Raw genomic sequence first — 14,859 nt, 5'->3', positions numbered from 1 at the left:
CTCCCCTTGCTGCCCTTGCAGTATAGGAGGCCGGTTTCCGAAAATTTTTCTATTTTCCACATATCCAGGACGGCCGAAAGACAATTATTTTCTAAGAAGATGCTGCTAAGTTATAAGAATTTCCCCAATAATGCGGCTTTCGCAGCCGCCAGGCAGATTCCATGGTCGACACGCTCACGCGCTTTCCCTCCCTGTCGCATTGGGGAGCCTACACCGCGCTGGTAAGGAACGGGCGGGTGGTGGGTTGCGAGCCGTTCGCGCATGACCGGGCCCCGTCGCCGCTGATCCACTCGATGCCCGACCTGGTGCATTCGCCGCTGCGCATTGCCCGGCCCAGCGTGCGCGCAAGCTGGCTGAAGCATCGCGGAGCGCCGGAGCTGCGCGGCGTCGAGGGCTATGTCGAGGTGGGGTGGGACACGGCGCTGCGGCTGGTGCACGATGAACTGCAACGCGTGCGCGCCGCGCATGGCCCGGCCGCGATCTTCGGCGGTTCCTACGGCTGGTCGTCGGCGGGGCGCCTGCACCACGCGCGTACGCTGACGCACCGCTTCCTGTATGCGGGCGGCGGCTGCGTGGACCAATCGGGCAACTACAGCTGGGGCGCGGCGCAGTTCCTGCTGCCGCACATCATCGGCACCTACGCGCCGGTGACGGGGCGCGTCACCGACTGGCACAGCGTGGTGGGGAACACGCGGCTGTTCATCGCATTCGGCGGCATCGCGCTGCGCAACACGCAGATCACGTCGGGCGGCGCTGGCGACCACGGCACCCCCGGCTGGCTCGAGCGCGCGCGGCTGGCGGGCATTCGCAGCGTGGTGGTCAGTCCCGCGCGCAGCGACGCTCCGCAGGCGCTGCAGGCGGAATGGGTGCCGATACGCCCCAACACGGACGCCGCCATGATGCTGGGCATGGCGCACACCTTGCTGTCCGAAGGGCTGCACGACCAGGCTTTTCTCGAACGCTGCTGCAGTGGTTTCGAGCGCTACGCCGACTACGTATCGGGTCGCGCGGATGGTCAGGCCAAGAGCGCGGAATGGGCCGAGGGCATCTGCGGCGTGCCGGCAGCCACGATCCGGCGCCTGGCGCGCGAGGCCGCGGGCTGCCGGACGCTGATCACCTGCGCCTGGTCGCTGCAGCGCGGACATCGAGGCGAGCAGCCGTATTGGGGCAGCGTGGCGCTGGCCGCGCTGCTCGGACAGATCGGCCTGCCGGGAGGCGGCTTCGCATTCGCCCACGGTTCCATGAACGGCGCGGGCAATCCGCGGCCGGATCTGCCCGCGCCGGAAATGCGCGCCGGCGCCAATCCCGCGGGCGCGTCGGTCCCTGTGGCGCGACTGACCGACATGCTGCTGCATCCTGGGCAGGCCTACGAATTCAACGGCAAGGGCGGTGTCTATCCCGACATCCGGCTGGTGTACTGGGCGGGCGGCAATCCCTTCCACCATCAGCAGGACCTGAACCGCCTGGAGCGGGCCTGGCGCAAGCCCGAGACCATCATCGTGCACGAGCCCTGGTGGACCCCGACCGCGCGACGCGCCGACATCGTGCTGCCGGCCACCACCACGCTGGAGCGCAACGACGTGGGCGGCTCCTCGCGCGACCGCTACATCCTGGCCATGCACCAGGCCTTGCCGCCGGTCGGCCAGAGCCGCAATGACTTCGACATCTATCGCGAACTGGCGGCCATGGCGGGATTCGAGCACGCCTACACCGAGGGCCGCGGCGAAATGGCCTGGATCCGTCACATCTACGAGCAGATGCGGCCCGCCTGGGAGGCCGCGCAGCTGGAGCTGCCAGGCTTCGACGAATTCTGGGCGCGGGGGCATGTGGCGCTGCCCGAGCCGGACCGCGATTTCGTGCTGTTCGAGCAGTTCCGCCAGGACCCCGTCGCCCATCCGCTGAAGACACGCTCGGGACGGCTGGAGCTGTACAGCGAAGCCGTGGCCGCCTTCGGCTACGAAGATTGTCCGCCGCACCCGGCCTGGCTTGCGCCCGCCGAATGGCTGGGCGCGGAACAGGCGGATCGCTGGCCGCTGCATCTGGTCACCTGCCAGCCGGAGGGCCGGCTGCATTCGCAGCTCGACCAGGCCCGGGCGTCGCGCCAGGGCAAGATCGCCGGGCGCGAACCGGTGCGCATGCATCCTGCCGACGCCGCCGAGCGCGGCATCGGGCAAGGGGACGTGGTGCGTCTGTACAACGACCGCGGCGCCTGCCTGGGCGGCGCGGATCTGGACGAGGGCCTGGCGCGCGGCGTGGTTGCCATGTTTACCGGCGCCTGGTTCGATCCACAGGACGCGACACTGGAGCGCCACGGCAATCCCAATGTGCTGACCATGGATGTGGGCACTTCGCGGCTGGCGCAAGGTTCCAGCGCCCTGTCGGCGCTGGTGCAGGTGGAGAAGTGGCAGGGCGGGCCGGCGCCGGTGCAGGCATTCGAGCCGCCGGCGTTGACGCGCCTGCCGGCCTGAGCCGGGTCAGGCGCACCGGGCCGCCACGGCCAGGTTCATTCCTTGCCGCGGCGGTACAGCAAGCGCCCGCCGATCAGGCAACCCAGGGCCAGCAGCCCCGCATAGACCAGCAGCGTGATGCCGGCCGCGACGGAGGACTCGCTGACGCGCGCAAGCTGGTGCCAAGTCATCGCGCGCAACGCCAGCACCCCCAGGCCGACCCCCAGGGCCTGGGCGAACCAGAACGCGATGCTGCCGTGCGCCACGGCGCGCCCCAGGCGCGCGCGTCCCGGGTCGCGGGGAAGAGCATTCACGCAGACCAGCGTGCAAAGCGCCATCGCCAAGGCCGGCAGTACCCAGTATCCCAGCGCGTATTCCAGCCAACCCGCGCTCAGGGTCTGCATCTGCAGGAATCCGCCCAGCGAGATCGAGACGCTCAACTGCCATGCCAGCACGGTCAGTCCGGCGATCCAGGCGGCATGCCGCCGCGTATGTACGGGGCCGCCTGCGGGGCCCGCGGGTACCACCGTCCAGGTCGCGACGCGCACCGCCAGGCAGATGCCGATGATCTCCAGAGGGATGGTGACCGCCTTGGTCAGCAGGTTCATCGCCAGGAATCGTCCGCTCACGCCGAGGCCGAACCACTCCTCCAGCAGCGAGCCTTCCTTGATCAGGCTTCCCAGCATCGCGTTCTGCGCAATGGCCAGGCCGGCCGACAGGCACAGCGTATAGAGGGCCTGCAGGGCAAGGAAGGTCCCGAACAGCCTGCCGGGCTGGTCGACCGCCGCCGTATCGTTGCGCGCCAGCCAGCGGCGCATCGCGCCCCACGCCGTCAGGCCCACGATCACCAGGGTGGCCGCCAGGTTGGCGAACAGGGGGGCCAGCATTTCGGGCCGGCCATAGCTTTCCCGGAGCTGGTCCAGGTAGGGCGATGGCCCCATCAGGGTATAAGTCTGAACGAGCGCGGTGTAGGCCAGGCGCAGCAGGACGGCGGCAATGGCAAGGCGCCAGGCCAGGGAATAGGAAGGTCGGGAGAGGGCGGTCATCAGCGTTTTTGCGGAGGCCAGAAGGGAGGCTGTCGGGAAAAGACGGCGGCCAAAAAAATAGGGATCGAACATAGCACGGCGCCGCCGGCTGCCTTGCGGCAGTGTCAACCGGAGTGCAGCTAAATGTTACGTGGACGACGCTAGGGGAAAACCCAAATAACTCCTGCCGCCCGGCTATAATCCAAATTTCCCGCACGCGCCCGCTCGTCCCGGGTGCTCATTACGATGACCAAATACGTATTTGTCACCGGCGGTGTGGTGTCTTCCCTGGGCAAGGGCATCGCCGCCGCGTCGCTCGCAGCCATTCTTGAGTCGCGTGGTCTGCAGGTGACCATGCTGAAACTCGACCCCTACATCAACGTCGATCCGGGCACGATGAGCCCTTTCCAGCACGGTGAAGTGTTCGTCACGGAAGACGGCGCCGAAACCGACCTGGATCTTGGCCACTACGAGCGTTTCATTTCCGCTCGCATGCACAAGGTGAATAACTTCACCACCGGGCAGATCTACGAATCCGTGCTGCGCAAGGAGCGCCGTGGCGACTACCTGGGCAAGACCGTCCAGGTCATTCCGCACATCACGAACGAAATCCAGGACTTCATCGCCCGTGGCGCCGAAGCCGGCTGGAATGGCAACACCGACGTCGCCATCGTCGAAATCGGCGGCACGGTGGGCGACATCGAGTCCCTGCCGTTCCTGGAAGCCGCGCGCCAGATGAGCCTGCGCATGGGCCGCAACAACGCGGCCTTCGTCCACCTGACGCTGGTGCCCTTCATCGCCTCCGCCGGCGAACTGAAGACCAAGCCCACGCAGCACTCGGTGCAGAAGCTGCGCGAAATCGGCATCTACCCGAACGCGCTGCTGTGCCGCGCCGACCGCCGTATTCCGGACGACGAGCGCGCCAAGATCTCGATGTTCTCCAACGTGCCCCTGGACGCGGTCATTTCCGTCTGGGACGCCGATTCGATCTACAAGATTCCCGCCATGCTGCACAAGCAGGGCGTGGACAACATCGTCTGCGAAGCCCTGGGGCTGACCCCGCCGCCGGCCGACCTGTCCATGTGGGACAACCTGGTCGAGGCGCTGGAACACCCCGAGCACGAGCTCACCATCGGCATGGTCGGCAAGTACGTCGACCTGACCGAGTCGTACAAGTCGCTGACGGAAGCCCTGGTCCACGCCGGCATCCACACGCGCTCGAAGATCAACATCGAGTACATCGACTCGGAAGACATCGAAACCCGCGGCACCGACCAGCTCAAGCACCTGGACGCCATCCTGGTTCCGGGCGGCTTCGGCAAGCGCGGCACCGAGGGCAAGATCGCCGCCATCCGCTACGCCCGTGAAAACGGCGTGCCGTACCTGGGCATCTGCCTGGGCATGCAGCTGGCCGTCATCGAGTTCGCGCGCCATGTCGCCGGCCTGGGTGGCGCCAACAGCACGGAATTCGATCCTTCCGCGCCGCATCCCGTGGTCGCGCTCATCACCGAGTGGATGGACCGCGAAGGCAAGGTCGAAAAGCGCGACAACTCGTCCGACCTGGGCGGCACCATGCGCAAGGGCGCGCAACGCGTGCCGATCAAGGCGGGCACCCGCGCCCAGACCATCTATGGCGACGAAGTGAACGAGCGTCACCGCCACCGCTACGAGGTCAACAACGTCTACGTGCCGCGCCTGGAAGATGCCGGCATGGTGATCAGCGCCCGTACGCCGTCCGAGAACCTGCCGGAAATGATGGAATTGCCCGATCACCCGTGGTTCGTGGGCGTGCAGTTCCACCCGGAGTTCACGTCCACTCCGCGTGACGGCCACCCGTTGTTCTCCAGCTATATCCGCGCCGCCATCGAGCAAAAGGCTCGCCGCGGCCAGGAGGCGTAATGCGCGCCTGCGGTCTCGAGTTCCGCGTGCGGATCCTCGGGGCCGCGGGCCGTTGCCCCGGCGCCGCCCTATACGGCGGCGCTTCTTTCGGATACAACCAATTAGCATCGGATATGCGTCGCCCGGCCGCCTTGCGCGACACTGGCTGCGTCGCCGTATCCGGCGTCAGACCGAAACCAACGCAACTGCTCTGAAGGAACCCCATGAGTGCTTATCTCATCGCCGACGTCACAGTGACCAAGCCCGCGCTGTATGAGGATTACAAGCGTCTGTCCACGCTCGCGATGCGCGCGTACGATGCAAAGATCCTGGTGCGCGGCGGCGAGTCCAAGCACCTCGAGGGGCGTGAGCCTGGCCGCACCGTCGTCATGGAGTTTCCGTCCATGGCCGCGGCCCAGGCCTTCTACGACTCCTGGCAGTACCGCCGTGCCCGCAATGCCCGCGAGGGTGCGGCCGTCATGAATATGTTTATCGTTCAGGGAATGTAAAGTCATGAGTGCAATCGTCGATATCATCGGCCGCGAGATTCTGGATTCGCGCGGCAACCCCACCGTGGAATGCGATGTGCTGCTGGAATCCGGCGCCATGGGCCGCGCGGCCGTGCCGTCGGGCGCATCCACCGGCGCCCGCGAAGCCATCGAGCTGCGCGACGGCGACAAGAGCCGCTATCTGGGCAAGGGCGTCCTGCGCGCCGTTGAGAACCTGAATACGGAAATCTCCGAAGCCCTGATGGGCCTGGACGCCCAGGAACAGACGTTCGTCGATCGCACGCTGATCGAACTGGACGGCACCGAATCCAAGGAACGCCTGGGCGCCAACGCCATCCTGGCGGCCAGCATGGCCGTGGCCCGCGCCGCCGCCGACGAATCGGGCCTGTCCCTGTATCGCTATTTCGGCGGCAGCGGCCCCATGAGCATGCCCGTGCCGATGATGAACGTCATCAACGGCGGCGCGCACGCCAACAACACGCTCGACCTGCAGGAACTGATGATTCTGCCGGTTGGCGCAGGCAGCTTCCGCGAAGCCCTGCGCTGGGGCGCCGAAGTCTTCCACATGCTCAAGAAGCTGATCCACGGCCAGGGCATGTCCACGGCCGTCGGCGACGAGGGCGGTTTCGCGCCCAACGTGCCCAGCCATGAAGCCGCCATCCAGCTGATCCTCAAGGCCATCACCGAAGCCGGCTACGAGCCGGGCACGCAGATCGCCCTGGGCCTGGACTGCGCCAGCTCCGAGTTCTACCGCGACGGCAAGTACACCCTGGCCGGCGAAGGCGGCATCTCGCTGTCCTCGCAGGAATTCACCAACCTGTTGGCCACCTGGTGCGACAAGTACCCGATCATCTCCATCGAAGACGGCATGGCCGAAAACGACTGGGATGGCTGGAAGCTCCTGACCGACCAATTGGGCAAGAAAGTGCAACTGGTGGGCGACGATCTCTTCGTCACCAACACCAAGATCCTGCGCGAAGGCATCCAGAAGGGCGTCGCCAACTCGATCCTCATCAAGATCAACCAGATCGGCACCCTGACGGAAACGTTCGCCGCCATCGAAATGGCCAAGCGCGCCGGCTACACCGCCGTCGTGTCGCACCGCTCGGGTGAAACCGAAGACTCGACCATCGCCGACATCGCCGTGGCGACCAACGCCATGCAGATCAAGACCGGTTCGCTGTCCCGCTCGGATCGCATGGCCAAGTACAACCAGCTCCTGCGCATCGAAGAGGAACTGGCTGAAGTGGCGTCGTATCCTGGCCTGGAAGCTTTCTACAACCTGCGTTGAAGAAGCGCGGCCGCGGGGCTTGACGCCGCGGCCGCTTCCACGCCACGACTGCTGAGGGTTCCCGCGTATGCGCCTGTTGTTCCTGGTGCTGTTCGTGCTGCTAGGCCTGATCCAATACCCGCTGTGGCTGGGTAAGGGCGGGTGGTTCAAGGTCTGGGATCTGCAACGCCAGGTGGCGGCGCAGCACGAGACCAACGAAGGCCTGCGCGCGCGCAATGCCGCGCTTGAGGCCGAAGTGCGGGATCTTGAAGGCGGTTCCGGCGCCATTGAAGAAAGGGCGCGCGGAGAATTGGGCATGATGCGAGACGGCGAAGTTTTCGTCCACATCCTGCCCCAGAACACCCAGCCCCCCGCAGGCGCGTCGCTGGCCACCGAGGCCGCGGTCAAGCCTGCCACGCCGGCGCGCGCCAGTGCGCCGGCGGCCCGTCCGCCCGCCGCGCCCGCCGGCAGGGCCGCCGCCCCTGGCAGGCCTGCTGGTTCCACCAGCCCTGCGGCTCCCCGGCATTGAGGCCGTAAGCGGTCCGCCGCTGACGCGGCGCCGCTCGTCCTTTTCCTAATCGCAGCGTATCCGGCTGCATTCGCCATACACCATGCCTGCCGGGTGGGGTGGCTTGCGCGCCCAATCCACGGGGTGCGTGTGCATTTCCGTTTCCAGTTCGACCCGGATGGGCAGCAGGCCCCTGGCCTGAGCCAGCCCGGCATAGCTGTCATCGCCCCGTCCCAGCACCGCCAGCAAGGCGCGCAACGGCGGCAGCAACGGCTTGTGCAGGTAGGTCAGGCGCAGTTTCAGCGTATTGGCGCGGAAGATGTCCCGGGCGCCGGACCGGGGCGGCTGGCGCGCGTGTTGCAGATCCAGGTAATCATTGTCGATGGCGCGCAGGCCGGGCGCCGCCGCCACCTTCAAGTCGGGCCGGGCGTAATCGCGAAACGATTGCTCGTCCGGCAACAGTACTTCGATCCGCCAGGGGTGCGACCCCGTCGTTTCCGCGAGTTCCGCCAAGGCGCGCTGCTGGCGACGCGCCGCGCCCGCCGGGCCCTGTGCATCCGCGTACAACGGCAGCAGCGCCTGCAGGAACGCCGAACGCATGCGAGCCGGATCGCCATGGGCAGTGGCGCCCGCGCGCCCCGCTTCCATCAGCGCCAGGTGCGCCATCTGGCGCGCGGCATGCCAGCGGGCGGCTTCGACCGACAGCAGGCCCAGCAGCAGCACGATGGCTGCGGCGACGGCAAATTCGATGGCGGCGGCGCCTCGCTGCCGGCTGGCAACCCGTGGCGGGGGCGGAAAGAAAAAGGCGGTCATGGCTGCGCAGTGTGGCGCGGGCATGACCGCCTGTCGATGAGGACAATCCGGCGTGACAATAACGGTCCGGCGGGCTTGCCGCCGGCGCGGATCAATGCACCGTGGGCGGCGCGTCTCCGGGGGGCGGCTGGTTCGGCGAAAACAGGGTTGCGCAGTCGACGGAATCGAACTTGTAGGGCTTGCCGCAGAAATCGCAGCCCACATCCACCTGGCCGCGCTCGGCCAGGATGCTGTTGACCTCTTCCTCGCCCAGCGAGCGCAGCATGCTGGCCACGCGTTCGCGGGTGCACGGGCAGTGCCAGCGCACCGGCTGCGGGTCGAACGCCACCAGCGTTTCTTCCCAGAACAGGCGATGGATCAGGGTGTCGATGTCGGTTTCCAGCATCTCGTCGCGCTTGAGGGTGCTGGCCAGCGCATTGATGCGGTCCCAGGTTTCGGTGGCTGCCTGTTCACTGAGAATCTGCGCATCCGCGCCGCCATGATGGGGCAGGCGCTGGACCAGCATGCCGGCCGTGTGATCGGCGTCGGCGGCCAGCCACAAGCGGGTATCGAGTTGCTCCGAGGCCTTCATGTAGTGCTGCAGGGCCTGGGCGACGGTGTCGCCTTCCAGGGGCACGATGCCCTGATAAGTCGTCTGGCCGGGCAGCTTGCGCTGCGGGTCCAGCACGACGATGAAGCGCCCGTTGCCGCCGGGGTTCAGCAGGCTTTGCATATTGCCGTCGGTGGGAACGTCATGGCCTTCGCGCATCTTCACGGTGGCGCGCAGGCTGAGGTCGGAGCGGCATTCCACCACCAGCAGGGCGATGGGGCCGTCGCCCTGGATCTGGAGCACCAGCGAGCCATCGAACTTGATGTTGGCCGCGAGCAAGGTGGACGCGGCCACCAGTTCGCCCAGCAAGTGGGTGATGGCGGGCGGATAGTCGTGGTTGGCCTGGACGGCCTTCCAGGTTTCCTCCAGGCGCACCGCTTGCACGCGGACGCTGCGGTCTTCGGTAAGGTATTTTTTAAGCTGATCGGTCATGGCGGAATGTTAGCCGATCGGAGGGGGGTATTCCCCCTGCTGGCAGCAGGGGGTTGGGCCATTCCCGCGGGAGATCAGGCCAGCCGCTTCAGGGCCGTCTTGTACTGTTGGCCCCGCGCCACGTAATGGGCGGTGTTCTTGTGCAGATTGGCGATTTCCTCTTCCGAGAGCTCGCGGACGATCTTGCCGATGCCGATGACCAGTGAATTATCCGGAATGATGCGGTCTTCGGGGATGATGGCGCCGGCGCCGATCAGGCAATTGCGCCCTATGACCGCGTTGTTCAGCACGATGGCCTGCATGCCCACCAGGGCGCCCTCGTGTATGGTGCAGCCGTGCAGCATGGCCTGGTGGCCCACCGTCACGTTGGGGCCGATGGTCATGGGACAGCCCGCGTCCACGTGCAGGACGCTGGATTCCTGGATATTGGTGCCTTGGCGGATCAGGATGGCGTCGTTATCGCCCCGGATCGACACATGCGACCAGATGCTGACGCCGGCTTCCAGCGTGACATTGCCGATGATGTCGGCGCTGTCGGCCACGTAGGCCTCCGCGTGGATGCGGGGGATCAGATCGTTGAGTTGATAGATTGCCATGCCTAGGTCTCCGGTAGCTGCGCCGGGGCCGCGAGGGGCGCTCCAACGTCTTTGTTGTCCGCGCTGGCCCGCGCCCGCTCTTCTTCGCGCAGGCGCAGGATGCGGCGTTGGATCTTGCCGGTGGTGGTCATGGGCAACTCGTCGACGAACTCGATCTCCTTCGGGTACTCGTAGGGCGCCAGGCGCTCGCGCACGTGCTCCTGCAGATTCTCGATGACATCGTTGCGGTCGCGGTGCACGAATTCCGGGGTCAGCACCACGTAGGCCTTCACCAGGGCGCCGCGCTCGGCGTCGGGCTTGGGCACGACCGCCGCATTGGCCACGGCCGGGTGGCCGACCAGGCAGCTTTCGATTTCGCCGGGGCCGATCCGGTAGCCGGCCGACTTGAACACGTCGTCGGCGCGGCCCGCGTACCAGAGGTAGCCGTCCGCATCCACGGTGGCCAGGTCGCCCGTCAGGCACCAGTCGCCCTTGAACTTGGCCAGCGTGGCGGCCTCGTTGCGCCAGTAGCCCAGGAACATCACCGGGTCGGGATAGCCATGGATGTCCTGCCGGTTGACCGCGATCTCGCCGGTTTCGCCAGCGGCGACGGGGACGCCGTCGTCGTTCAGCACCGCCACGTTGTGGCCCGGGTAAGGCCGGCCCATGCTGCCGGGCTTGGCGGGCCAGCGCTTCTGGCTGTTGCCCACCACATAATTCATTTCGGTCTGCCCGAACATCTCGTTGGGCGTGACGCCCAGCGCCGACTGGCACCAGTCAAATACGGTTTCGCCCACGCTTTCGCCCGCGCTCATGATGGAACGCAGGGCCAGCTGGTAGCGATGGCGGGGTTCGGGCACCGCCTTCATCATCATCTTCAGCGCGGTGGGGAAGAGGAAGGTGTTGGTGACCTGGTAGCGTTCCAGCAGTTCGAAAGCGCGTTCGACGGAAAAGCGTCCGCGCGTGCCGACAATGGGGTGGCCGAAGTACAGCGTGGGCAGCAGCGCGTCCATCATGCCGCCGGTCCAGGCCCAGTCCGCGGGTGACCAGAACACGTCGGCGGGCTTGGGGAACCAGTCTTGCGAGGCCACGAAGCCGGGCAGGTTGCCGATCAGCACGCTGTGCGGCAGCAGCGCGCCCTTTGGCGCGCCGGTGGTGCCGGACGTGTAAAGCAGGATGGCGGGATCCGACGAGCGCGTCGGGATGGCCTTGAATTCGCTGGGCTGGCGGGCCAGCAGGCTGCGCCAGGGCAGCACGCGTTCGTCCGCGAAGCCGATGCCGATGATCTGTTGCAGCGCCGGGCAGTTGTCGCTGACGGCCAGCAGGTTGGCGCTGGAAGCATGGTCGACGATGGCAACCCGGGTTTCCGAGTCGCGCAAGCGCGTTTCCAGTGCTTCCGGCCCGAACAGCGCCGACAGCGGCAGCACCACGCCGCCCACGCTGTAGATGGCCATGTGGGCGACGACAGTCTCGGGGCGTTGCCCTAAAACCACACCGACCCGGTCGCCGCGGCCCACGCCCATTTTCACCAGGCCGTTGGCCAGTTGATTGGCGGCTTCCGCCAGCCGGGCGAAGGTCCAGACCTCGCGGTTGCCGGATTCATCTTCGTAGTAGATGGCAATGCGCCGCGCATCCGGACTACTGGATGCCCAGCGGTGGCAGCACGCTTCCGCGATGTTGAACTGGGTGGGTACCAGCCAGCGGAATGTTTGGTAGAGCGCCTGATATTGGTCGTTCATGGCCCTATGTTGTAAGCATGTTGCAGCGTGAACGGGTCAGATCGCCCGTTGCCCCAGTTGCAAGCATGACCTAGAGGGACGTGAACTGCAATATCCCCGTTGCGTAACGGGGACGCATACGGGTTATCACGGGTACTTGCTTTGCCGGCGCAGTGCGGAGGGCAGGGCGGGCAGCGTCAGCGAGCGGGGCGGGCGGGCGGCCGGATCGGCCTGGCGTTCCGCCTGCAGAACGGCCCAGTCCAGCAGCTGGAGCTGGCCGTCGTGGGTTTCCGCCAGGGCGGAAAGGCTCTCCACCCAGTCGCCGTCGTTGCAATAGAGGATGCCGCCCACGTCTCGCAGCTCCGCCTTGTGGATGTGGCCGCAGACCACGCCGTCCAGGCCCCGGCGCCGGGCCTCGCCCGCAAGCGCTTCCTCGAAATCCGTGATGAACGATACGGCGTTCTTGACCTTGTGCTTCAAATATTGGGATAGCGACCAGTAATGCATCCCGAGCCGGTGGCGCAGCCGGTTGAAATGATGGTTGATCCACAGCGCAAGCTGGTAGAGGCCGTCGCCCAGGTGCGCCAGCCAGCGGCTGTGCTGGATCACCCCGTCGAACTGGTCGCCGTGCAGCACCAGCAGCCGCAAGCCCTTGGCCGTGACGTGCACGTCCTCGTCCAGGATCTCGATGTCGCCGAAGGCAAAGCCGGCGAACTCGCGAGCGAATTCGTCGTGATTGCCTGGGATGAACACCACCCGGGTGCCGTTGCGCGCCTTGCGCAGGATGCGCTGGATGACGTCGTTGTGCGCACGGGGCCAGTGCCAGTGCTTGCGCAACTGCCAGCCGTCGACGATGTCGCCCACCAGGTAAAGGGTGTCCGAATCGTTGTGATCCAGGAAATCGAGCAGGAATTCCGCCTTGCACCCGGCGGTGCCCAGGTGAATATCGGAAATCCAGAGAGCGCGCCAGTGTGCGGGGCGGATTTCGGTCACGGTCGGTTCCCTGTGGGCTGTGGTCATGCCTGGGAATGAGACCATCCCGCGATGACGGGCGTGTGAAGAATCCGTGACGCTGTTGTGACGCTCGCGTGGCGGCGGGGCCTCGCGGGCGTCACGTCCTGCGGTTCAAGGCTATTGCTGTTCGGCCTTCTTGCCGCGCAGGCGCTTCCACAGGCCGCCGCCCAACGCGGCCGCGGCCAGGATGCCGACCTTGGCAAATTTGGCCAGGAACGCGGCGATGACCGCGAACAGCCCCAGCTTCTTGGCGGCCACGCCGGCCACCAGGGCAGCAAGCCCGTATTCGGCGACCTTGTCGCTGGAGGCGTCGAAGTCGGCGTAGCGCTTGCCGTCCACGTAGTGCAGGTTGTCCAGCAGCTTGAGCACGGCGGACTTGTCCATGGGCACCCGGTCTTTCTGCGTGATCAGGTCCAGCGTGATGTAGCCGTCCCGGCCCAGCGCATAGGTGTTGTAGTTGACGGTGGGATCCTCATCCGCGCCGGCGCCCTTGTGCTTGGCCGCAACCGACCAGACCAGCCGTTGGGTGTTGCTGTCGTACTTGGGCGCCTCGACCCAGCCGTCCACCGTCAATTCCGGAAATCCGCGCTTCTTGCGCTCTTCGTTGGAGGCTTCGGTGCCTTCGCGCAGGCTGTCCAGCAATTCGCCGACGTTCCAGTTCTTGGCGTCGTCATCCTTGATATACCCGGCCTTGTCAAAATTGACCGTGATGACCCAGTCGTCCTCATCGCTCTTGGGCATCACGACGCCCAGCAGCGAAGGATCCTTGCCGTTGCCGTAGGCCTGCATGAGCCGCTCGGCCTGGAGGCGGGGCACGAAAAACATGCTCTGGGGCAGCTTCACGGTCGCCTGGTCGCCCAGCTTTACCTCCGTCGGGCCCTGCTGGGCGGCGGCGAAGGCGGCCTTCGTCGCCGATTCGATTTCTTGCTGGGCCGATGCGTTCTGGGCCGAGGCGCCTGCGGACAGGAAGAGGAGCGCGCTGGCTGCGGCCAGCGGCAGGCGGGAAAGGAGAGCGCGCATGATGATGAAGCCGTCAAATAAATGGGGCCTCATTGTCTTTGCGGGTGACTGTCAACTTTCTGAATGCAAACGGCAAAATCGGTGCAGGATTTTGCCGTTGGAAACAAATGATGTCCTGCTTTGCGCGGGGACGCTTTGACCTCAGCGCGCCTTCTTGCTTTGCGGCGCATTGCGCAAGCGCGTGCCCAGAATCCGGTCGTGCAGGAATTGGCCTTCGGGGTCGAACCAGGACCAGATGAAAATGGCGAAGGGGGCGGCGACGATGAACATGTCCATGGACGCCCAGCCCGTGGCGCTGGCCGCGGCCCAGACCACGGCGGCGCCAGCCAGTACCAGCGGCCATGCCAGGATGTAGCGCAGGATCAGGCGCCCGGTGGACGGCGTGTTGCCGTCGCGGTCGACCAGCCGGATATTCCAGGTCTTCATGGGCAGCGTCTGGCCGCGGCGGCGCCAGCACAGCACGAAGTACGCGCCGATCGCGATGAACAGCCAGGCTTGTCGCGCGGGGCGCAGTTCAAGGGCGTTCTTGCTCTGGGTCAGCGTATCCAGCAGATAGCCCGCCAGGAAGACCACGCCAAACAGCAGCACGGCTTCGTACATCATGCAGGCAAATCGGCGCAGCCGATGAGGGGTCTGGTCGAGGAGGGCGTCGGTCATGGAGCCGTATTATCCATAAATTCTTGCCCCCACGCCGCGCACGCTATGCGTGCTTGCTGCCCCCCGGGATGCACCCCACAAAAAAAAACCCGCCGGTAAGGGCGGGTCTATAAAAGGGGCTATGCAGCCCCCAAGGGGAAAACTTTTCGGGCCCGAAGGCCCAGGCCATGCTCAGGCAGCGGAGTGCGCGTTCTTGGCGCTCGTCTTGCCAGCCAGGGCCTTGATGCCGTGGGCCAGCTTACGCAGGCCTGCAGCCAGCGCCCGCATCGGGTGCGGACGGAATTGTTCTTCAATTGCCTGGAGCATCAGTTGGCGCTCGAGTTCGTCGGTCAGGCGGATAGTGTTGTTCGGGTTGATCACAATAGCCTCCACGGGCTTGCACAGTTGTTTGCTACTAGGGATAA

Annotated in this window: 14 protein-coding genes; 5 read left to right on the top strand and 9 right to left on the bottom strand. The window is 66.0% G+C overall.

The genetic code is table 11. From position 1 onward, the window contains the following. Nucleotides 1–161: 161 nt before the first annotated feature. Nucleotides 162–2,468 carry a molybdopterin-dependent oxidoreductase gene (locus HLG70_RS14845; protein WP_171664189.1) on the top strand — a complete coding sequence of 769 codons (2,307 nt, stop codon included), beginning with the start codon at nucleotides 162–164 and terminating at the stop codon, nucleotides 2,466–2,468. Nucleotides 2,469–2,503: 35 nt separating this feature from the next. Here the strand turns inward: HLG70_RS14845 and HLG70_RS14840 are convergent, their stop codons facing one another. Continuing rightward, entirely contained in the window at nucleotides 2,504–3,493 is a 990-nt protein-coding gene (locus HLG70_RS14840; RefSeq protein WP_171664188.1) for a hypothetical protein, read from the bottom strand. A 225-nt stretch (nucleotides 3,494–3,718) separates the two neighbouring features. Between HLG70_RS14840 and HLG70_RS14835 the strand changes: the two genes are divergently transcribed. The 4 genes from HLG70_RS14835 to ftsB all read left to right on the top strand — a co-directional run bounded on the left by HLG70_RS14835 (nucleotide 3,719) and on the right by ftsB (nucleotide 7,658). Continuing rightward, nucleotides 3,719–5,371 (top strand): CTP synthase, encoded by a 1,653-nt coding sequence (locus tag HLG70_RS14835; RefSeq protein WP_171664187.1) that lies wholly within the window; start codon nucleotides 3,719–3,721, stop codon nucleotides 5,369–5,371. Nucleotides 5,372–5,574: 203 nt separating this feature from the next. After that, nucleotides 5,575–5,859 (top strand): DUF1330 domain-containing protein, encoded by a 285-nt coding sequence (locus HLG70_RS14830; RefSeq protein WP_171664186.1) that lies wholly within the window; start codon nucleotides 5,575–5,577, stop codon nucleotides 5,857–5,859. Between the two features lie 4 nt (nucleotides 5,860–5,863). Beyond that, complete coding sequence (eno, locus tag HLG70_RS14825; protein WP_006218107.1) at nucleotides 5,864–7,150, top strand: phosphopyruvate hydratase; 1,287 nt, start codon at nucleotides 5,864–5,866, stop codon at nucleotides 7,148–7,150. 67 nt (nucleotides 7,151–7,217) lie between these two features. Then, a complete protein-coding gene (gene ftsB / locus HLG70_RS14820; RefSeq protein WP_171664185.1) occupies nucleotides 7,218–7,658 on the top strand; it encodes a cell division protein FtsB in 441 nt (146 codons plus the stop codon). 45 nt (nucleotides 7,659–7,703) lie between these two features. Here the strand turns inward: ftsB and HLG70_RS14815 are convergent, their stop codons facing one another. From HLG70_RS14815 to HLG70_RS14780, 8 genes are all read right to left on the bottom strand, one after another. Beyond that, the gene (locus HLG70_RS14815; protein ID WP_171664184.1) at nucleotides 7,704–8,450 is read right to left on the bottom strand and encodes a TadE/TadG family type IV pilus assembly protein; all 747 of its coding nucleotides are present in this window, start codon (nucleotides 8,448–8,450) and stop codon (nucleotides 7,704–7,706) included. A gap of 91 nt (nucleotides 8,451–8,541) precedes the next feature. Further along, a complete protein-coding gene (gene hslO / locus HLG70_RS14810) occupies nucleotides 8,542–9,471 on the bottom strand; it encodes an Hsp33 family molecular chaperone HslO (RefSeq protein WP_171664183.1) in 930 nt (309 codons plus the stop codon). A 74-nt stretch (nucleotides 9,472–9,545) separates the two neighbouring features. Next, nucleotides 9,546–10,067, bottom strand: coding sequence for a gamma carbonic anhydrase family protein (locus tag HLG70_RS14805; protein WP_171664182.1), 522 nt, complete (start codon nucleotides 10,065–10,067; stop codon nucleotides 9,546–9,548). A 2-nt stretch (nucleotides 10,068–10,069) separates the two neighbouring features. Further along, entirely contained in the window at nucleotides 10,070–11,785 is a 1,716-nt protein-coding gene (locus tag HLG70_RS14800; RefSeq protein WP_171664181.1) for an acyl-CoA synthetase, read from the bottom strand. A gap of 126 nt (nucleotides 11,786–11,911) precedes the next feature. Beyond that, a complete protein-coding gene (locus tag HLG70_RS14795) occupies nucleotides 11,912–12,784 on the bottom strand; it encodes a UDP-2,3-diacylglucosamine diphosphatase (protein ID WP_171664180.1) in 873 nt (290 codons plus the stop codon). Between the two features lie 111 nt (nucleotides 12,785–12,895). Further along, nucleotides 12,896–13,798 (bottom strand): DUF2167 domain-containing protein, encoded by a 903-nt coding sequence (locus HLG70_RS14790; RefSeq protein WP_171664179.1) that lies wholly within the window; start codon nucleotides 13,796–13,798, stop codon nucleotides 12,896–12,898. Between the two features lie 141 nt (nucleotides 13,799–13,939). Next, on the bottom strand, nucleotides 13,940–14,455 hold the full coding sequence (locus tag HLG70_RS14785) for an RDD family protein (protein WP_171664178.1): 516 nt from the start codon (nucleotides 14,453–14,455) through the stop codon (nucleotides 13,940–13,942). A gap of 171 nt (nucleotides 14,456–14,626) precedes the next feature. After that, on the bottom strand, nucleotides 14,627–14,815 hold the full coding sequence (locus tag HLG70_RS14780) for a hypothetical protein (protein WP_008161862.1): 189 nt from the start codon (nucleotides 14,813–14,815) through the stop codon (nucleotides 14,627–14,629). Nucleotides 14,816–14,859 lie beyond the last annotated feature (44 nt).

This window comes from Achromobacter deleyi (genome assembly GCF_013116765.2).
GTDB lineage: Bacteria > Pseudomonadota > Gammaproteobacteria > Burkholderiales > Burkholderiaceae_B > Achromobacter > Achromobacter deleyi_A.
The sequence above is the reverse complement of the archived record's forward strand: the minus strand, read 5'-3'. Positions and strand labels throughout refer to the sequence as shown.